This window comes from Halorussus sp. MSC15.2 (assembly GCF_010747475.1).
Classification (GTDB): domain Archaea; phylum Halobacteriota; class Halobacteria; order Halobacteriales; family Haladaptataceae; genus Halorussus.
This window is the reverse complement of record NZ_VSLZ01000004.1, coordinates 386963-405066: the sequence shown is the minus strand read 5'-3', so window position 1 is coordinate 405066 and position 18104 is coordinate 386963. Positions and strand designations below refer to the sequence as shown.

General features: G+C 67.3%; 19 protein-coding genes. 14 read left to right on the top strand and 5 right to left on the bottom strand.

Annotated features, from left to right (window positions below; all coding sequences use genetic code 11):
* Window positions 1–199: 199 nt before the first annotated feature.
* Complete coding sequence (locus tag FXF75_RS16835; protein WP_163523001.1) at window positions 200–829, top strand: hypothetical protein; 630 nt, start codon at window positions 200–202, stop codon at window positions 827–829.
* 7 nt (window positions 830–836) lie between these two features.
* Here FXF75_RS16835 and FXF75_RS16830 read toward each other — a convergent pair whose 3' ends face one another.
* Window positions 837–1181, bottom strand: a complete 345-nt coding sequence (locus FXF75_RS16830) for a hypothetical protein (protein WP_163523000.1) — start codon at window positions 1179–1181, stop codon at window positions 837–839.
* A gap of 147 nt (window positions 1182–1328) precedes the next feature.
* Here FXF75_RS16830 and FXF75_RS16825 point away from each other — a divergent pair, with 147 nt between their 5' ends.
* From FXF75_RS16825 to FXF75_RS16785, 9 genes are all read left to right on the top strand, one after another.
* Complete coding sequence (locus FXF75_RS16825) at window positions 1329–1493, top strand: hypothetical protein (RefSeq protein ID WP_163522999.1); 165 nt, start codon at window positions 1329–1331, stop codon at window positions 1491–1493.
* Between the two features lie 76 nt (window positions 1494–1569).
* The gene (sugE, locus tag FXF75_RS16820; RefSeq protein WP_163522998.1) at window positions 1570–1893 is read left to right on the top strand and encodes a quaternary ammonium compound efflux SMR transporter SugE; all 324 of its coding nucleotides are present in this window, start codon (window positions 1570–1572) and stop codon (window positions 1891–1893) included.
* Window positions 1894–1964: 71 nt separating this feature from the next.
* The gene (locus tag FXF75_RS16815; protein ID WP_163522997.1) at window positions 1965–2687 is read left to right on the top strand and encodes an EthD domain-containing protein; all 723 of its coding nucleotides are present in this window, start codon (window positions 1965–1967) and stop codon (window positions 2685–2687) included.
* Window positions 2688–2819: 132 nt separating this feature from the next.
* Window positions 2820–3854, top strand: a complete 1035-nt coding sequence (locus FXF75_RS16810; RefSeq protein ID WP_163522996.1) for an LLM class flavin-dependent oxidoreductase — start codon at window positions 2820–2822, stop codon at window positions 3852–3854.
* Between the two features lie 172 nt (window positions 3855–4026).
* Complete coding sequence (locus FXF75_RS16805; RefSeq protein WP_163522995.1) at window positions 4027–5307, top strand: ABC transporter substrate-binding protein; 1281 nt, start codon at window positions 4027–4029, stop codon at window positions 5305–5307.
* 1 nt (window position 5308) lies between these two features.
* On the top strand, window positions 5309–7294 hold the full coding sequence (locus tag FXF75_RS16800; protein ID WP_163522994.1) for an ABC transporter permease: 1986 nt from the start codon (window positions 5309–5311) through the stop codon (window positions 7292–7294).
* Window positions 7294–8100 (top strand): ABC transporter ATP-binding protein, encoded by an 807-nt coding sequence (locus FXF75_RS16795; RefSeq protein WP_163522993.1) that lies wholly within the window; start codon window positions 7294–7296, stop codon window positions 8098–8100. Before FXF75_RS16800 ends, FXF75_RS16795 begins: the two co-directional genes overlap by 1 nt.
* Entirely contained in the window at window positions 8097–8870 is a 774-nt protein-coding gene (locus tag FXF75_RS16790) for an ABC transporter ATP-binding protein (RefSeq protein WP_309221847.1), read from the top strand. The genes FXF75_RS16795 and FXF75_RS16790 overlap by 4 nt, the downstream gene beginning before the upstream one ends.
* A 107-nt stretch (window positions 8871–8977) precedes the next feature.
* The gene (locus FXF75_RS16785) at window positions 8978–9226 is read left to right on the top strand and encodes a hypothetical protein (RefSeq protein ID WP_163522673.1); all 249 of its coding nucleotides are present in this window, start codon (window positions 8978–8980) and stop codon (window positions 9224–9226) included.
* Between the two features lie 73 nt (window positions 9227–9299).
* Here FXF75_RS16785 and FXF75_RS16780 read toward each other — a convergent pair whose 3' ends face one another.
* Window positions 9300–9443 (bottom strand): hypothetical protein, encoded by a 144-nt coding sequence (locus FXF75_RS16780; RefSeq protein WP_163522992.1) that lies wholly within the window; start codon window positions 9441–9443, stop codon window positions 9300–9302.
* Between the two features lie 44 nt (window positions 9444–9487).
* Window positions 9488–9715 (bottom strand): hypothetical protein, encoded by a 228-nt coding sequence (locus FXF75_RS16775; protein WP_163522991.1) that lies wholly within the window; start codon window positions 9713–9715, stop codon window positions 9488–9490.
* Between the two features lie 77 nt (window positions 9716–9792).
* Here FXF75_RS16775 and FXF75_RS16770 point away from each other — a divergent pair, with 77 nt between their 5' ends.
* Window positions 9793–9987, top strand: coding sequence for a hypothetical protein (locus FXF75_RS16770; protein ID WP_163522672.1), 195 nt, complete (start codon window positions 9793–9795; stop codon window positions 9985–9987).
* A 108-nt stretch (window positions 9988–10095) separates the two neighbouring features.
* On the opposite strand, the gene FXF75_RS16765 is transcribed toward FXF75_RS16770, so the two are convergent.
* Window positions 10096–10509: an EamA family transporter gene (locus FXF75_RS16765; protein WP_163522990.1), complete on the bottom strand. Its 414-nt coding sequence runs from the start codon at window positions 10507–10509 to the stop codon at window positions 10096–10098.
* Between the two features lie 235 nt (window positions 10510–10744).
* Between FXF75_RS16765 and FXF75_RS16760 the strand changes: the two genes are divergently transcribed.
* From FXF75_RS16760 to FXF75_RS22215, 3 genes are all read left to right on the top strand, one after another.
* A complete protein-coding gene (locus tag FXF75_RS16760; protein ID WP_163522989.1) occupies window positions 10745–12229 on the top strand; it encodes a hypothetical protein in 1485 nt (494 codons plus the stop codon).
* Window positions 12230–12422: 193 nt separating this feature from the next.
* Window positions 12423–15272: an FG-GAP-like repeat-containing protein gene (locus FXF75_RS16755; protein ID WP_163522988.1), complete on the top strand. Its 2850-nt coding sequence runs from the start codon at window positions 12423–12425 to the stop codon at window positions 15270–15272.
* Window positions 15273–15319: 47 nt separating this feature from the next.
* Window positions 15320–17464: a hypothetical protein gene (locus FXF75_RS22215; protein ID WP_205427741.1), complete on the top strand. Its 2145-nt coding sequence runs from the start codon at window positions 15320–15322 to the stop codon at window positions 17462–17464.
* 72 nt (window positions 17465–17536) lie between these two features.
* On the opposite strand, the gene FXF75_RS16740 is transcribed toward FXF75_RS22215, so the two are convergent.
* Window positions 17537–17962: a helix-turn-helix domain-containing protein gene (locus FXF75_RS16740; RefSeq protein ID WP_163522987.1), complete on the bottom strand. Its 426-nt coding sequence runs from the start codon at window positions 17960–17962 to the stop codon at window positions 17537–17539.
* Between the last annotated feature and the right edge of the window lie 142 nt (window positions 17963–18104).

The following is an 18104-nucleotide window of genomic DNA, read 5'->3' as shown; positions in this document are numbered from 1 at the left end:
TCCTTGCGCTCGCGCCGCATGCGCTGGAAGTCGATGCGCTCCTCCCAATCGACGCCCATCGTGCCGCGAGTGCCTTCCATGAAATCGCGTTGATAGAATCCCATGGACTGGGTTACATCGAGAGACGTAATGAAAGTAGGTGACGTAGCGGACGGGACGCCCCCGAACGTTTTTCCGTTTCTGATGACAGCCACGTTACGTGAACAGACGCGACACCCTCGAATCGCCCTCCCGCCGCGCTCTCCTCGGCGCACTGTCTGTCCCGGTCGTCGGCGTCACCGCCGGCTGTACTGGAAGCGGCGAACGCGGGACTCCGAATGCCCCCGAGGACGCCACGCCCGCCGAGCAGGTCGAGTGGGCGTCGATGGGACTCCAGGACGTCACGTTCGAATCGCCGACCGCGAAGGACGTGCGGGTCGCCGCGACCGTCGAAATCCGTAATCCGACCCAGTATCGCGTTCCGGTCAACCGCGTGAGCTACGGCGTATTTTCGGGACGGGGCGAGTCGTTCGCGGAGTTCGCCCGCGGCGAGGTCCGGGGGTGTGACTTCGTGGACCTCGTCAGCGCGAACCGAACGTACCACGACTTCGTTCGCGAGGAGGGTCTCCCCTGTCCGGACGAGAAGACGCCGACGTTCGTGGTCGAGTCCCACGGAACGACCGATGTTACGGTCGTAGCGAAACCCCGGACGGAGACCCAGCAGAGCGTGGCGAACGAACTCATCGGCGCGAGCGAACCGGTGTACGTCCGCGTGGACGGTGAAGCGAAACTCTGGAACGAGAAGGTGGACATCGACTTCGAGACCGAAACCGCACTCGAGACGCCGTGACGCGGTTCTACCGGAAGTGGTCGGCCTTACTGGCGATGTAGGCGACGATGAGCACGTCGATTATCAGCGAGACGATGCTGAACGTCACGAGGTCGAGAACCGCAGCGAGGGCGTACAGCCGGATTCCCCACTTGTAGCCCCACTGCTGGAGCGACCAGAGGCCGGTGAGGACGATTCCTTTCGCGACGACCAGTGCGAGACCCGCGAGTCCGATAACGGCGAAGGGGCCGCCGCGACCGATGACGCCGAGCATCCCGACGAGCGAGAAGAACACGCCGAGGAACCCGAGGACGCAGAGTATCGTGATACCGAGCGGTCTCCCGCGCGAGCGACTGTCGTAGTTGGAGGGCATCGTCCCGAAATCCGGAGGGCGTCGGAATAAGTTTTGTCGTGTCGCCGAGTGCATCAGAGTCGGCAAGGGGGAGCGCAGTCCGGTTCGGCGCGCAGACGGAAACCGGTAGCGCAACGTTTACTTTCGCAGAGAGGACACGTATCGGACATGAACTATGGAACCGTCGGTACCCTGAAGAGTGTGGGTCTGCTTATCGCCGGACTCCTCGTCGGTGCAACGACCGCACTCGTGACGGACGGCGTCGTCCCGACAGCGCTCGTCATGGCCGCGACGTTCGCTGTGCTGATTCTAGAAGACCGCTACGACACGTAGACGCTCCGGAGTCACTGGTCTCACCCGCAGCGAGAAACGCAAGACATAGCCTCGCCGGTCGGCTATCCTCGGACGAATGTCGTGGTACGTCCTCCTCGTCGCGGGTCTGTTCGAAGTCGCGTGGGCCGTGGGTCTGGAGTACTCCGACGGACTCTCGAAACCCGTCCCGACCGCCGCCACCGTGGTCGCGCTGATAGTCAGCATGCTCCTGCTCGCGAAGGCGGTCGAGGACCTTCCCGTGGGGACCGCCTACGCGGTCTGGACCGGCATCGGGGCGGTCGGAACCGCGACGCTCGGCATCGTCCTGTTCGACGAACCCGCCGACCTCGCGCGAATCGGGTTCATCGGCGTCATCGTCGTCGGCATCTCGGGACTTCACCTCGCCTCCGGCGGGCACTGACGGACCGCCGAGCGGACGGTCCGTCTCGACCTGCGCGTGGTTTTATGAGCGCGCCACCTGTTAGGTGGAATATGTACAAGCACGTCGCGTTGCTGGTTCGGCAGGACGACATGACTCACGAGGAGTTCGTGAACTACTGGCAGAACGAACACACCCCCATCGCCCGCGAAATCGAAGGGGTCGCGCGCTACCAGACCGTCCTCCCGACCGACCCCGAGAACGCCGAGTTCGACGGTATCGCCGAACTCTACTTCGAGGACCGAGATGACCTCCACGACGCACTCGGTAGCGAAGGGAGCCGCGACTACGACCCCGACAAGGGCAAGGCGAAGGAGGCCCGCGAGGACGTCGACAACTTCCTCGCCATCGACGAGCGGCCCCGGTTCATCGGCGAGGAGACGGTTCAGAAGGACGAGGTGGACGGCGAGACAGACGGGCTGTACAAGCACTCGGCGTTCCTCGTCCGGAAGGAGGGGATGACTCACGAGGAGTTCGTGGACCACTGGCAGAACGAACACACCCCCATCGCCCGCGAAATCGAGGGCGTCGTGAAGTACAGCACGGTTCTGCCGACCGACCCCGAGAACGCCGAGTTCGACGGCGTCGCCGAACTCTACTTCGAGGACCTCGAGGACCTCCACGACGCACTCGGTAGCGAGGGAAGCCGCGACTACGACCCCGACAGGGGCAAGGCGAAGGAGGCCCGCGAGGACGTGGACAACTTCCTCGCCATCGACGAGCGGCCCCGGTTCATCGGCCGGGAGACCGTCCAGAAAGACGAGACCGGGGACTGAGACGGGACTCGGCCGAACCCTCGGCGACGAACGGGACTCCGGCGGCTCTCCGTGCCAGCGCTCTCTTCGGTTCGTAGCGCACCAACATCTCGCTCGTAAAACATTAAGACGGTCCCGGCCGACCGTCGGGGTATGGAAATCGGGACGGGACTGTTCACCTGCCAGCGACGACCCGACGACGAGCGGTCGATGACCGAAATCTACGACGAGATGCTGACGCTCGGCCGGGCCATCGACGACGCGGGCCTCGCCAGCGCGTGGGTCTCGGAACACCACTTCGCGGAGGACGGCTACCTCTCGGCGACGATGCCGACGCTCGGGGCGCTGGCGGCCGAGACCGAGCAAGTCGAACTCGGTACCTGCATCGCGCTGGCACCGCTCTACGACGGGGTCCGCCTCGCGGAGGACGCCGCGACGGTGGACCTGCTCTCGGAGGGCCGACTCACCCTCGGACTCGCCATCGGGTCGAACCCCGACGAGTTCGAGCAGTTCGGCGTCCCGCGCGAGGAGCGCGTCGAGCGGATGCGCGACACCACCGACCTCCTCCGGGCGGCGTGGTCCGACGGGCCGCTGGAGTACGACGCGGAGTTCCACGACGTGTCGCCCGACGTGAGCGTCACGCCCAAACCCGAGTCGGACGTTCCGGTCATGTACGGCGGGTCCGCGAAACCCGCGGTCCGCCGGGCGGCGCGGGTGGCCGACGCGTGGTGTGCGCCCTCGGCGCTCTCGGTCGAGGGCGTCCGTAAGCGCGTCGAGGACATCCGGAGCGTCCGCGAGGAGGAGGGCCTGCGGGACGACGCCAGCGAGGACGGCGACGAGGACGACGACTTCCAGATATACGTCCTCCAGCATGGGTTCGTCGGCGAGTCGCGAGAGGGGGCGTGGGAGGCGATGAAAGAGGGTTACTTCTACATCCAGCGCCGCTACGCCGAGATATTCTCGGGCGAAGAGGTCGAAGAACTCGACGAGGAGCGAAAGCAGGAGTTGAAGGAGCAGGCCGTCTTCGGGACGCCGGAACAGGTCGTCGAACAGTTGGAGGAGTACCGCGAAGCCTTGGGCGACGACGTTCACTTCATCTTCCGGACGTATCACCCCGGCGTCGGCACAGACCGGATGGTCGAGTGCGTCGAGCGGTTGGGCGAGGAAGTGGTGCCGCACTTCGAGTGAAGGCTGTCCGAAGTAGTCTGAAAAGTCGGTCCGGACCAGTCCGAGTGAGGCAGTTCGGGCATACGAACCCGTCTCGCGGCGGAACAGGTGCCAACGAAACGGAGGTTATTTCGGCGGCGTCGGGGCTACATCCTACACAATAGTTTATTATCGAAGATTCCGCATGAGTGGTATGGGGCGCGAAAACAGTAACCACGGTCGGGGGCGAACGACGGAGCAGGGCAGCGACGGACTCACATCTCGACGGAACGTTCTCAGACTCGCCGGAATCGCGGGGACGGGGGCGTTGGCTGGCTGTATCGGCGGTGCGGGACTCGGCGGCGGACAGAACATCGACACCGTCACCTACGGGGTGCTGAGTCCGATGACGGGTCCGTACGGCGGACTCGCGGAGGGCCAGCGGAACGGCGCGAAACTCGCGGTCCGGCACGTCAACGAGAGCGACCAGTTCAGTTTCGAGATGGAGGCGGTGTACGAGGACACCGAGGCAGACACCGCGACCGGCCGACAGGTGGCCCAGAAGGTCGTCCAGCAGGACGACGCCCAGTTCCTCATGGGCGCGATTTCGAGTTCGACCGCGCTCGCGCTCAACTCCTTCGCGGCGAACGAAGAGGTCGTCTACAACCCCGGCGCGGCGGCGATGAACATCACGGGTGCGAAGTGCAACGAGTGGGTGTTCCGGGCCGAGACCCACACCGCTCAAATCGCGGAGGCGGTCGCCCCGTGGACCGCGAACAACGTCGGGACGAACGTCTGGTTCCACATCGCCGACTACGCCTACGGCCAGTCGGTCCGACGGGAGTGGAAGTCCCGAATGAGCGAAGCCAGCGACGACTTCACCGAGGTCGGGGTCTCGCGGTCGCAACTCGGCGCGAGCAACTACGGGTCGTACGTCAGTCAGATAAGCAACTCCGAGGCCGACGTGGCGGTGCTGGGGATGACCGGCGGCGACCTCATCAACTTCACCAAGCAGGCCGCCAACTCGGGGCTGAAGCAGGACGTGGAACTGGTGAGTCCCACGATGACGTTCCAAGTCGTCCGGAACGCGCTCGGGCCGGCGGCGTACGGCACCTACGGCGGGGTCCGGTACAACGCGCAGGTCGAGACCGGCGACAATCAGGAGTTCGTGTCGGCGTATCGGGACGCGTACGGTTCGACGCCCGACAGTTTCGCCCGGGTCGCCTACGACTCCATCCGGATGACCGCCCACGGCATCGAAGAGGCCGGAACGAACGACCCCGAAGCGGTCAAGGACACCCTGCCGGGACTGGAGGTGCCCAGCGTCTTCGGCCCGAACAAGTTCCGCAAGTGCGACCATCAGGCCACCAACCCCGTCTGGGCCGGAGAGAACGTGAAACCTGACTCCGGCGACGCCGCGAGGGTGGCGCTTCGCAAGAAAGTCGAGGGGAAGAACGCCATCCCGCCCTGCGGACAGACGAACTGCGACCTCTGACATGGTCGGGGTCACGGGGTTCGTCGAGCAACTGCTGAACGGGGTGACCATCGGGATGGTCTACGTCCTGATAGCCGCGGGACTGTCGGTCATCTTCGGCGTGATGGACGTCATCAACTTCGCGCACGGCGAACTGTTCGCGCTGGGCGCGTACTTCGCGTTCGCAATCGTCGCCCCCTTCGGCGGTGCTGGGTTCTGGGTCGCGCTGGTGGTCGCCCCGCTCCTCGTCGGCGCGGTGGGCGCGGTCATCGAGCGTCTCACCCTCCGACCGCTCTACGACCGGAGTCCGCTCTACCACATCCTGCTGACCTTCGGACTGGTGTTGATGCTCAACGACGTCATCACCTTCTTCTGGGGCAAGCAGTCGAAGGCGCTGGCCGCACCCCCGATTCTGGACGGGCCGGTCACGATACTGGGGGTCACGAACTCGCTGTACAGTTACTTCATCGTCGCGTTCGGCGCGGTCCTGTCGCTGGCGACGTGGTGGGCGCTGAACGAGACACGGTTCGGACTGGTCGTGCGCGCCGGGTCGATGGACCGCGAGATGGTCCGGAACCTCGGCATCGACATCGACCGGTACTACACCCTCGTCTTCGGAGTCGGGGCGGCGCTCGCGGCGGTCGCAGGGGTCGTCCTCGGGGCCTACCAGAACGTCAACCCCGGCATGGGGAACACGGTCATCATCCCCGCGTTCGTCATCGTCGTTCTCGGCGGTCTCGGTAGTTTCCGGGGCGCGGTGGTGGGCGGACTGACGGTCGGCGTCGTCCAGACCCTCACGCGGACGTACCTCCCGGTGTTGGAGGGCCTCGTGGTGTTCGTACTGATGATAGGCGTCCTGCTCCTCAAGCCCGAGGGACTGTACGGCACCCCCGCCGCGGAGGAGTCGGGCGACTCGGAGGGCGAACTGCTCGCCGGGCGGAGCGGCGGCGTGCTGACCGACCGCCAGCGGGCCGGACTCGGGGCGGCCGCGGTCGGCCTGCTTGCGGTCGTCCCCCTCGGCGTCGAGGTGCTCTACTCCGAGTACGTCCTGACGCTCCTCTCGGACGTCCTCGTCTGGGCGCTGTTCGCGCTCAGCCTCGACTTCGTGATGGGCTACGCCGGACTCGTCTCGCTGGGCCACGCGCTGTTCTACGGGACCGGGGCCTACGCCGCGGTGCTGGTCCTCCTTCACGTGACGCCCTCGGCGTTCGTCGCGCTCGCGGTCGCCGTCGTCGTCTGCGCGGCCATCGCGTGGGCCATCGGTCACGTCTCGATTCGGGTCTCGGGCGTCTACTTCTCGATGATTACGCTGGCGTTCGCCCAGTTGTTCTACCGGGCGGTCTTCAAGTTCGAGTGGACCGGCGGGAGCGACGGCCTGTTCGGCGCGGAGGTGGTGTACGGAATCGGCGGGGCCGCGATGGAGTTGGACGAAATCGCCGAGGCGGTGCCCCTCGTGCGCGAGGACGGCCTGTTCTACTACTTCCTGCTCGCCACCGTTGTCGGGTCGTACCTCGTCGCGCGCCGGATGATGCGCGCGCCGTTCGGCAGCGTCCTCCAGTCCATCAGGGAGAGCGAGCGCCGGACCGAGTTCGTGGGCTACGACGTGACCGCCTACAAGCGCCGGGCGTTCGTCGTCAGCGGTGCGATGGCGGGGCTGGCGGGCGGCCTGTTCGCGGTCCAGAACCAGTTCGTCGCGCCCTCGCTGCTGTTCTGGCTCAACTCCGGCGAAGTCGTGGTGATGACGGTACTCGGCGGGATGGGGACGCTCTACGGCCCGATGGTCGGCGCGGGCGTCTACATCGGGTTCGAGGACCTGCTGTCGTCGTACACCGACCAGTGGCAGTTCTTCCTCGGACTCGTGTTCGTAATCTTCGTCATCGCGCTCCCGCGCGGACTCGTCTCGCTGCCCGAGAAACTGCTGGAGACCGCCGGCGGACGCACCGGCGTGCGCGAAGGGCGCGAGGGGCGCGGCGAGGACGAACCCCTCGCCGAGGAGGTGAACGAGTGATGGCGACCGCCGACGGCGCCGCGACGTTCGACGCCGAGACCGACCCCGTCCTCCGGGCGGACGGGTTGACCAAGCGGTTCGGCGACTTCGTGGCCCTCGACGGCGTGGACCTCAAAGTCGAAGCGGGGGAGTTCCGGAGCGTCATCGGACCGAACGGGGCGGGCAAGACCACGCTGTTCAACTGTCTCAGCGGGGCGCTCCGACCGACCGCCGGGGCGGTCTACTTCCGGGGCGAAGACGTGACTCGGACCGCGCCACACGAGCGCGTCCGGCGCGGAATGGGCCGGTCGTTCCAGATAAGCACCGTCTTCGGCGGCCTGTCGGTCCGGGAGAACGTCCGGTTGGCGGCCCAGTCGGTGGCCGAGGGCGAGGGCCGGATTTCGCTCCCCCGGAAGCTGTTCAGTCCGACCGACCGATTCGGGGAGGTCGAGTCCAGAACCGACGACGTGCTTGCAGAGATAGGGTTGGAAGGTCGCGCCACGGAGTACGCCAGAGCGCTGGCCCACGGCGACCGGCGGCGGCTCGAACTCGGACTGGTGCTGGCGACCGACCCCGACCTCGTGTTGCTGGACGAACCGACTGCGGGGATGGGGAGCGAGGAGACGCGAGACACGATAGCGCTCGTCGAGGAGGTGCTGGCCGACCGGACGCTGCTGCTCATCGAACACGACATCGACCTCGTGATGAACGTCTCGGACAGCGTGACGGTCCTCCACCGCGGGCAGGTGCTGGCGACCGGAACCCCCGAGCGAATCGCGGACGACGACGACGTTCAGCGGGCGTACCTCGGAGGTGTTCGGGAGTGAGCGACGAGTTCCGAGACGCGGCGGAATCGGGACGATTGGACGCCGGGGCGTGCGAGGACCCACTGCTCGACGTGTCCGGTCTTGTCGCGGGGTACGGCGCGACCGAGGTCCTGCACGGCGTGTCGCTCTGCGTCGGCGAGGGCGAGGTCGTCTCGCTGGTCGGTCGGAACGGCGCGGGCAAGACCACCACCCTACGGTCGGTCGTGGGCAACGTCGTCCCCTCCGACGGGAGCGTCGTCTTCCGGGGCGAAGACGTGACCCGTCTCTCGCCCGAGGAGACGGTCCGGCGGAACGTCGCGTTCGTGCCCGAGGAGCGCCGCATCTTCCCGGGCCTGACGGTGGCCGAGAACCTCCGCGTCGGCCAGTTGGGCGGGGGCGAGACCGCCGACCCGCGGGACCCCGAGGACGTGCTGGCGGAGTTCGAGAACCTCCGCGAGCACCCCGACCGGAAGGGCGCGGCGCTGTCGGGCGGCGAACAGCAGATGCTCGCCATCGCCAGAGCGCTGGTCGCGGGCGCGGACCTGCTCCTGCTCGACGAACCGACCGAAGGTCTCGCGCCCTTCGTCGTCCGGCAGGTCGAGGACCTCGTGCGGAGTCTGAACGACGAGGGCATCTCGGTACTGCTGGTCGAGCAGAACGTGGAGGTGGCCCTCGAACTCGCGGACCGCCACTACGTGCTGGACCGCGGCGAAATCGTCTACCACGGGACGAGCGACCAATTGCGCGACGACGAGGCGGTGTTGGACCGCCATCTGGGCGTGACGACCTGAGCGCGGGACGCAGGGCGGACGCGGTGTCCCGAAACGTGGACCGAAATCCGAACCGCCTCGAACGGGCGACAAAACACTAATGTCGGACGATACCTAAACTGTCTAATATGAACAAGCTACTCCGACTCGGCGGATGGGCGTTCCTCGGTCTGGTCCTCCTCTGGGTCGTCGTGGAAATTGTGAGCGTCGTCCTCGGCGTCGTCTCGTGGCTGGTGAGTACCCTCGTGTCGATTCTGGTCGTCGCCGTCCTACTGTACCTCGCGTACCTCCTCGTTTCGAGGTTCCTCGGCGGTAACGGCGGCGCGAAGTCACGGTCGAGGTCCCGGTCGCGCGAGCGAGAGAAGATATACGAGTAGAGGCTTTTTTCGAGTTGACGCGCGTTCGGTAAGTCGGTCGCTGCCGAGTCGTAGGTAACGCGGTCCGAGGCGGTCAGCCGTACAGAACCAGCAGGAGGAAGAAGACCGCGAGAAAACCCAGTAAGACCAGTATCGCCTTCGTCGTTCCGCCCATCCGTATCGAGTGTCTGGACCCGGTGACGTCCGCGTCCATCCCGCCGCCGTCCTCTCCGAACATACTTTGGACACTCACCGCCACTCAGATAAACCCCCGTGTTGTTTTCATTCTATCAACAAGACGAACGAGAGTCCGGCGTCGGAGTCCCCGAGCGTGACGAACTCGGGGTCGCGGGGGACGTTCTCCGTTCGTCGGTCGGCGGGGGCGGAACCGCTGTCGGTCGTCGAGTCGTTACAACCGGCGAGACCCGTGAGGAGGGCGACTGCTCCGTGGAGAACGCGTCTGCGCGAGAGGGCGGGCGTACCATCACGAACAGGACAACGCCCGAACATCAAGATTCCGGACACGCGACGGTGACGCGAAGAGTCGTCACCCCACAGTTAAATCCCCGTAGGCCCTCAGTTTCCGTATGACTTCGACGTGGCGGCAGTTGCTGCCGCAGTTTCTGATAATGCTGTTGTTGTACTTCGCGGGTGTCCTCGTGCTGGAGGCGGCCGGTATCGGCGGGTTCGTCCCCCGAATCGCAATCGCGCTGGTGGTCGCGTTCGGCTACCCCGCGGCGCTGCGACGACTCGACCGCGCGCCGCCTGCGTGGGAGCGGTGAGACGTACTCCGGCCGCTACTCGTCGTCACGCCCAGTGACGGAACTCGTCCTGGCTTCAATCGGCGACCCGACCAGTTCTCCGGAGAACAACACCGTCTAGTTGAGCAGTCAGGTCGAGAGCAACGCGACCGCGCCGACGGCGAGCGCGATACCCGCCGCGTCCCGGGTCGTGAGCGAGTCGCCGAGGAAGAGAACGCCGAGGACTGCCGCGACTACGAAGTAGAGCGCGGTGACGGTGGTGGCGACACCGGCGGACCCCCGCTGGAGCGCGACGTAGTAGCTTATCGCCCCGATACCGGAGAAGAGACCGCCGAGCACTGCGTAGCCGACGCCGACCGTCGAGAGCGCCGGACGCTGCCCTTGCGCGAGGACGTACACCACGGCGACGCCGATACCTGCGACGTAGGAGACGACCATCGCAACTTCGGGAGCGAGCGACCGCGTAGCGAAGTCGGCGAACACCGCCCAGAGTCCCCACGCGACCATCGCCACGAGCGCGAACGCGATTGCCGTTCGAGTCATACGCGTTCGGTCTCGCGGCGGTGACGTATAGCCACGGATTGGAGACAGAATCGTAGTCGCTTCTTCTCGGTGGCTCCGTCGGGAGGGTAGCTACTGCTGGAACCGTCGGGTACGGCACGACGCTACCGACAGTACGCGACTCCCGACCGCCACCACCTCGTAGATAACCGACAGGTCCGGCCTACGCCATCACAGACGGCCCATAACAAAGCGAATCAGGCCCCGAGGGACGCGCATGCGAACACTCGCAGTGGCACTGGTCGTGTTGGTCGTGGGCGCAGGGGTCACAGCGGCCCTCCCCGCGGCCGCGAACAGCGACCGAGCACCCAGAGACGCCGACTCAGAGACCCGAGACGCACTGGCGGTCCGAGCGGACGGGCCGGTCGAAGGCGACTCCTCGGCGAACGAGACGCTGGCAGTGGAAGCACGTGAACCGCCGACGCTCCCCGAGCGGTGGCAACGCACCTACGGCGGAAGCGGCGACGACATCTTCGCCGACGCGGTGCGGACCGACGACGGCGGCTACCTGCTCGTGGGGTGGACCGGCGGTGAGAACCGCGACGGGTGGGTCCTGAAGACCGACGGCGAGGGCAACAAGCAGTGGGCCGAGACCCTCGGCGGGTCGGGCACCGACCGACTCTGGGGCGTCGCCCGGACCGACTCCGGCTATCTGCTCGCTGGCCGGACCGACGACGACGGCGCGAACGGATGGGTCGTCGAGATGAGCGCCGACGGTGAGACGCTGGAGAATCGGACCCTCGGTTCCGGGGCCTTCTACGCCGTCGAGCGCCGCGACGCGGGCGACGCCACCGGCTACCTGCTCGCGGGGTGGACCGACGGCGACGGAAGTACAGCAGGGTGGACGGTCGGACTCGACGCGAACCGCTCGACGGCGTGGCAGGAGAGCCACGCTGTACCCGAGGGCTACGACGCTGGCTACATCCGGGCAATCGTCCCCACCGACACGGGCTACTACCTCGCCGGGAAAATCGAGGGCGACAGCGACGACGCGTGGGCGCTCCGACTCGCCGCCGACGGCACCCGGGAGTGGCAGACCACGGCGGGCGGCCCGAGCAGAGACGACGTGTGGGCCGCCGCCTCGGCCGCCTCGCCCGGACCGAACGCCTCGGACGCCGACGCTGGCTTCGTCCTCGCCGGGGAGACCGAGAGCAACAGTACCGGCCCGCGCGACGGGTGGCTGGTGAAGTTCGGTCCCGACGGCACCGTCGAGTGGGAGCACAGGCCCGGCGGCGAGGGGACCCAGTGGCTCGATTCGGCGATGCGCACGGACGAGGGCTTCCTGTTCACCGGCGGGTCAGACGCCGGGCCGAAGGGGAGCGTGGACGGCTACCTGCTGGCGACCGACGCCGCGGGCGAGAGCGAGCGGCAGACGTACTACGGAACTGACGGCTGGGACAAGCCGTGGCCCGCCATCCGCGCCCACGGCGGGGGGTACCTGCTCGCCGGACAGACCTCCGGGAACGGCGCGACCGCCAGAGACGGCTGGCTCCTCCGAATCGGCGGGCAGTCGGCGAACGGGACCGGAACGACTGGCGAAGCGACCACAGACGGCGGAGGCACCACCGACGAGGCGATGCGGGGTGACACCGCCACTGCCACCGCGACCTCCGAGGGACCAATCCCCGGATTCGGCCTCGACGCGGCGCTGGTCGCGCTGGCGGGTCTCCTGCTGGTAGCCCAGCAGTGGGAGTCGAGGTGAGGTCGTGGTGACCGCGTCCGAGTGAGCGCGACGAGAGTCGGACGGAGGTCCGGCGCGGTCCGCGCCGACCGCAACGCCTTCGGGTGATAAGCCGACCCTGTCGCTCGGTCAGGTCCGGGCAACGCGACGTTACGCACCGCTTGCGCTCCCCATAACAAAGAACGGACGTGGGGTACTCCGCGAACGAGACAGAATGACACCCGGGGAGGGAGGCGACACGACACGGCGGCAAGACGCGTTGATTATCGCGTGGTTGTTGGTCGCCAGTAGCGTCGTCGGCGCGAGCGGACTCTCGCTCGCGGCCGGGGGAACGGTGGTCGGGGGTGCAGCGAACGGCGGTGGAGCAGTGTCCGGGAGCGCGGCGTCCGGTCACCCTGCGAGCGCGGGTGCGCCTGCATCCGGAAGCGGAAGCGCGGGCGCTCCCCCGAGCGAGGACACCGACGTTCCCGACGCTCGCGAGGACGAATCCTCGCAGGCACAGGAAAACCCGAGGGCGAGACGGGCGAACGCGGGGACGAGTGAGCAGGACCCGGCGACCAGATGCGGCCGGGGCGCGATTCCTCGCGGTCCGGCCGGGGCCGCGAACCTCTCGGACGCCGACGCCGAACTCTCCGGGGCGGCGAGCAACGACCGCGCCGGGTGGTCTACCGACTCCGGGGACGTGAACGGCGACGGCTACGCCGACGTGCTCGTCGGCGCGCCGTCCAACGACTCCGCCGGGAGCGACTCCGGCGCGGCCTATCTCTTCTACGGCCCGGTGAACCTGAGCGAGGTCGAACTCGCCGAGGCGAACGTCACCTTCCGTGCGCGAGCGCCCGGCGAGCACGCCGGGTTCGCGGTCGAACTCGGCGACCTGAACGACGACGGCTACGCCGACGTGTCGGTCGGCGCGCCCCTCGCGGACGCGAACGGTCCGAATTCGGGCGCGGCCTACGTCGTCTACGGCGACGCGGACCTGCCCGAGGTGGTCGAACTGAAGTACGCTACCGCGACGTTCTACGGTGCCTCGGCGGGTAACCGGGCCGGATGGGCGCTCGGCACGATGGCGAACGCGAGCAACGGGAGCGCGGGCCTGCTCGTCGGCGCGCCGTACCACGACGGGGTCGCCGACGACGCCGGTGCGGCCCACCTGATGTACATGCCGCTCGTGGGTACCTACAGCCTCGAAACCGCCAACGTGACCTACCTCGGGGAGGCGCGCAACGACTACGCCGGGTCGGCGGTGGCGGCGCTCGACGCGGACGGCGACAACGGGAGCGACGTCCTCGTCGGCGCGCGAGGCAACGACTCGACCGCCACCGACGCCGGCGCGGCCTACCTCCAGTACGGCCCGCAGTTGGAAGGCGTCTCGCTGCTCGTGAACGCGCCGGTCAAGTTCCGCGGACCGGCCGAGGACGACCGGGCCGGGTTCTCCGTGGCGGACGCCGGGGACCTGAACGACGACGGGCGCGACGACGTGGCTATCGGCGCGCCGTTCCACGACGTGCCCGCCGACGACGCCGGGGCGGCCTACGTGGCCTACGGCGGGGACCTCTCGCGCCTCGTGAACCTCTCTACGGAAGCCGACGCCGCGCTCCCCGGCGAGGCGGCGAACGACTACGCCGGGTGGTCTATCGCTGGGGCGGACGACGTGAACGAGGACGGGTACGCCGACCTGCTCGTCGGCGCGCCGTACAACAACAGCACCGCGAGGAACGCCGGGGCGGCCTACCTGCTCTACGGCTCTCAGATAGCCGAGCGCCACTCGCTGTCGGGTGCCCACGCCAAGTTCAGCGGCGAGGGCAGGGGCGACCTCGCCGGGTTCGCGGTGGCGGGCGGCGACGTGAACAACGACTCGGCGACCGACCTCTCGGTGGGCGCGCCGTTCACCGACGGGAGCGTCAACACGGGGTCGGTCTACCTCGTGAAAGGCGACTGTCCGCAGAAACCGCCAGAGGAGAACACGACGACAACGACGGAGACGACCACTACGACCGGGACGACAACAACGACCGAGACGCCGACGCCCGAACCCCTCCGGATTCGAGTCGCCTTCGACTGCCGGAAGGCGACCGTGGCGGCCGAGCAGTACACCCGCGTCGTCCTGACGTTCGCCGACGGCGACAGGCAGACGTTCTCCGGCGTCTTCAGCGGGACGAACACCTTCTCGGGCACCGGTGAGAACGCGGGCGAGGTCGTGACGCAGGTCCGGGTGTTCAACGGTCCGAACCGATTCGAGGTCCGGCGCAGCGACGCGAGCGGTTGCGAACCGGCCACCGAGCGACCGGACGAACCGTTCGCACCGAAGATATTCTTCCAGAGTTGCGAGAAGGTCGTGGTGCAGGCCGACGAGTTCCAGTCGGTGACGCTGGTGTTCGCCGACGGCGACCGTCAGACCTTCCGCGGGAACTTCCACGACCGCGCGCAGTTCGTCGGTACCGGCGACAATCAGGGCGAGGTTGTGAAGTTCGCCATCGTGAGAGGACCGGGTGACGAATCCGTGACGCGCCGGAACCCGAGCTTCGAGGCCTGCGCGCAACCGGAGACGACGACCACCACGACCACGACGACGACCGAGACGACCACGACCGAGACGCCCCGACCGCTCGAACCGGAGTTCGACTTCGCGTGCGAGGAGGTGGCCGTGACCGCGCACAGGTACGACGCCGTGACGCTGGTGTTCGCCGACGGCGACCGCCAGACCTTCCGGGGGAACTTCCGCGGCCGGAACGTCTTCTTCGGGACCGGAGACGACCGGGGGAAGGTCGTCGAGCGCGCGATAGTCAAGCGCGACGGCGAGACTGTCTCCGAGGACAACCCCGACTTCGAGGACTGCGTGGAACGGGACACGACGACCACCACGACCACGACGACGCTCGAACTGCCGACGACCACCACGACGGAGACCACGACCACCACCACGACTACGGAGGAACCGGGGCCGCCGCCGAACGCCCGCGCCTCGTCGCCGGACTGCGAGCGCCTGCGACTGGCGAACCCGACGACCGAACGCATCACGTTCTCGGTGACGGGAGAGTCGGGACTGACGAGGTCGTCATCCTGAACCCGGGACAGGCCGAGACGTTCGCCATCCCGCCGGGAACCTACCGGGTGCAGGCGAAGGCGGGCGGTCTGGTCGAACCGACCCGGCCTGCCACGGTCAACGGGAACGAGATAGCGACTATCGGCGTCGAGGCGTGTCCGACGCCGACGACCACGACGACAACCGAGACCACTACGACCACCACCGAGACGACTACGACGACGACCAGAACAAAAACCGAGACCACCACGACAGAAACACCGACTACAACTACAGAAACGCCGACAACGACCGAGACCACCACCACGGAGACGACAACGACGACAACCACGGAGACCACGACCGAGACTACCACTACCACCACGACCCCGACGACGACTGAGACGACCACCACGACTGAGACGACCACCACTACCACCACGACTGAGACACCCGAACCGCCGAACGTCGAAGTCCGTCCGGAGGAGTGCGAGGCGTTGACGGTCGAGAACCCGAGCGACCGGAACGTGACCGTCAACGTCACCGGCCCGGACGACTCCACCCGCGAGTTGGTGGTCGGTCCCGGCGAGAATCGGTCGCTCGCGAACCTGACGCCCGGCGACTACGCGGTCCGGGCGTGGGTGCCCGGCGGCGTCGACGTCGGAGGGGGCGAGGCGGACGAGGACGACCGCGGAGCGGCGACCGTCAACGGCGACGAGAGGGCGACCGTGAGCGTCGCCGACTGCCCGAACGTCGAGGTCGAGTCCGCCGCTCCCGAGTCGCTGACCCTCAGGAATCCGACCGACGTGAACGTGACGGTCAACGTCACCGGACCCGGCGACTTTAGCGACACGGTGGAACTGGCACCCGGCGACGAGGTGACGCTCGACGAACTGCCGCCGGGCGACTACGCGGTTCGCGCCCGGACCGGGTTCGTCGACGAGGAACCGGGGAAGGCGACAGTCAACGACCGTGCGAACGCGACCGTCTCCGTGGCGGCAGCGACGACCACAACCACCGAGACGACCACGACGACTACGACTGAAACACCAACAACGACCACAACGACGGAAACGACGACAACAACAGAGACCACGACTACCGAGACTACCACGACGACTGAGACGACAACAACGACAACCACGGAAACGACGACCACGACCACGGAGGAACCGGGTGCGGTGAACGTCGTCGCCGCGAGCGACGACTGCGAGTCGCTGACGCTGCGGAACGAGGGTCAGCGCGCGGTCCGCGTGAGCGTCTCCGGACCGGACGAGTTCGTGGAGGAGGTCACAGTGCCGCCGGGCCAGTCGCGGGCGCTGACCGACCTCGAATCCGGAGAGTACGTCGTCAGGCCCACCCGCGAGGGCGTGACGGTGAACGGAACACGGAGCGTCTCGGTCGCCGTCGCGGACTGTCCGACCGCTGCGGACGAGGAGACGACGACCCCGACGACGACAGAGACGGCGACCACGACAACCGAGGAGGCCACCACGACGACAACCACGACCACGACGGAGACCACGACCACAACCACTGAGACCACTACCACGACAGAGACGACAACCACCACGGAAACAACTACGACCGAAACGACCACGACCACTACCGAGACGACTACCACGACAACCGAGGAGACCACGACGACGACTGAGACGACTACAACAACGGAGGAAACCACTACGACAACCACGACTACCACCGAAATCCCCGCGCCGACGGTCACGCCGCGTCCGGTCGCCGGGTTCACCGGGTGCGAGGAGGACTTGGGTCTCGAACGCGGACTGACGCTGACGTACGAAGGCGGCGAGTTCACCAGCGAGAACGCCACTCGGGTCGGGACGAACACCTTCCGGTTCTCCGTCGAGGGCGAGACTCACGAGGTGGAGTTGGTGAACGTCGAACGTAACGAGGAGGGCGAACCCGTCTCGGTGACGTTCGACTCGACGCTCCGCGTGGACGCTGTCGTCGTCCGCGGCGGACCGGGCGGGAACGTCTACGCGTTCCCGGAGGGCGTCTCCGGCCGGGCCGAACTGCAGGCACCCACGAACCAGAACTCCGGCCGACCGTTCGCCATCGAGGAAGTCGCGTTCTGCTACGACCCCGAGACGCCGAACGATGCGGACCGGACCGACGGAGCCTTCGACCTCACGGGGTCGCTCGCTGGCGAGGCGACGACCACGATGGTCGGTCTGGCGGCCGCAGGAGCGCTCGTCGCTCGGCGGCGACGGTGACGGGAGCGACGAGACAGTTGACGGCGAGAGAAGCGGCGAGGCGGACGGTTCGACTCGGCCACCCGCGGCGACTCACAGGGACGCGTCGGAGTCCCGAATCAACCGCCGGACGTGCCCGAGCGAGTAGGAGACGTCGAACTCGCGCTCCACGAACTCCCGGACGAGTTGGGCCGTCCACGACGACGCGTCGAACCCGTACGCGGCGGGCGAGTCCGCGAGGGCGTCGAACAGGGCTTCGCGCTGCTCCGCGTCGAGTTCCGAGGGCCGCCCGGGTCGGTCGTCGTCCTCGACGGCCTCTGCGAGCGGTTCCTCCGCGATTCGGTCGAGCCAGTAGTACAGCGTCGATTCGGGGACGCCGTACCGCTCGGAGAGCACCGAGACCGACACGCCGTCCTTGTAGGCGATGGCGACCATCACGCGCTTCGCCGCCTTCGCACTCTCGACCGCGTCGAGTTGCTGCTGGAGCGACGAGAGCGGGACACCGTCGAGTTTGTCCATCGGCGTGAATTTTCACATTTTCGGGCTTTAATTCTGTCTGTTTTCGTCCGGTTGGAGGGGCGGTGATTCCACCGACAGCGAGGCGACGGTCGGGTCCGTATCGGGCTGACGACGTTCGAACGGTCGGCGCGTTCCCGAGGAT

Bases quoted from the DNA above. Each gene is read 5' to 3' on its own strand.
- FXF75_RS16815 (WP_163522997.1), top strand. From the start codon at position 1,965: ATGTACAAGCACGTCGCGTTGCTGGTTCGGCAGGACGACATGACTCAC.
- FXF75_RS16775 (WP_163522991.1), bottom strand. From the start codon at position 9,715: ATGTTCGGGCGTTGTCCTGTTCGTGATGGTACGCCCGCCCTCTCGCGC.
- FXF75_RS16765 (WP_163522990.1), bottom strand. From the start codon at position 10,509: ATGACTCGAACGGCAATCGCGTTCGCGCTCGTGGCGATGGTCGCGTGG.
- FXF75_RS16785 (WP_163522673.1), top strand. From the start codon at position 8,978: ATGAACAAGCTACTCCGACTCGGCGGATGGGCGTTCCTCGGTCTGGTC.
- FXF75_RS16760 (WP_163522989.1), top strand. From the start codon at position 10,745: ATGCGAACACTCGCAGTGGCACTGGTCGTGTTGGTCGTGGGCGCAGGG.
- FXF75_RS16830 (WP_163523000.1), bottom strand. From the start codon at position 1,181: ATGCCCTCCAACTACGACAGTCGCTCGCGCGGGAGACCGCTCGGTATC.
- FXF75_RS16805 (WP_163522995.1), top strand. From the start codon at position 4,027: ATGGGGCGCGAAAACAGTAACCACGGTCGGGGGCGAACGACGGAGCAG.
- FXF75_RS16740 (WP_163522987.1), bottom strand. From the start codon at position 17,962: ATGGACAAACTCGACGGTGTCCCGCTCTCGTCGCTCCAGCAGCAACTC.
- FXF75_RS16800 (WP_163522994.1), top strand. From the start codon at position 5,309: ATGGTCGGGGTCACGGGGTTCGTCGAGCAACTGCTGAACGGGGTGACC.
- FXF75_RS16770 (WP_163522672.1), top strand. From the start codon at position 9,793: ATGACTTCGACGTGGCGGCAGTTGCTGCCGCAGTTTCTGATAATGCTG.
- FXF75_RS16795 (WP_163522993.1), top strand. From the start codon at position 7,294: ATGGCGACCGCCGACGGCGCCGCGACGTTCGACGCCGAGACCGACCCC.
- FXF75_RS16755 (WP_163522988.1), top strand. From the start codon at position 12,423: ATGACACCCGGGGAGGGAGGCGACACGACACGGCGGCAAGACGCGTTG.
- FXF75_RS16780 (WP_163522992.1), bottom strand. From the start codon at position 9,443: ATGTTCGGAGAGGACGGCGGCGGGATGGACGCGGACGTCACCGGGTCC.
- FXF75_RS16825 (WP_163522999.1), top strand. From the start codon at position 1,329: ATGAACTATGGAACCGTCGGTACCCTGAAGAGTGTGGGTCTGCTTATC.
- FXF75_RS16810 (WP_163522996.1), top strand. From the start codon at position 2,820: ATGGAAATCGGGACGGGACTGTTCACCTGCCAGCGACGACCCGACGAC.
- sugE (WP_163522998.1), top strand. From the start codon at position 1,570: ATGTCGTGGTACGTCCTCCTCGTCGCGGGTCTGTTCGAAGTCGCGTGG.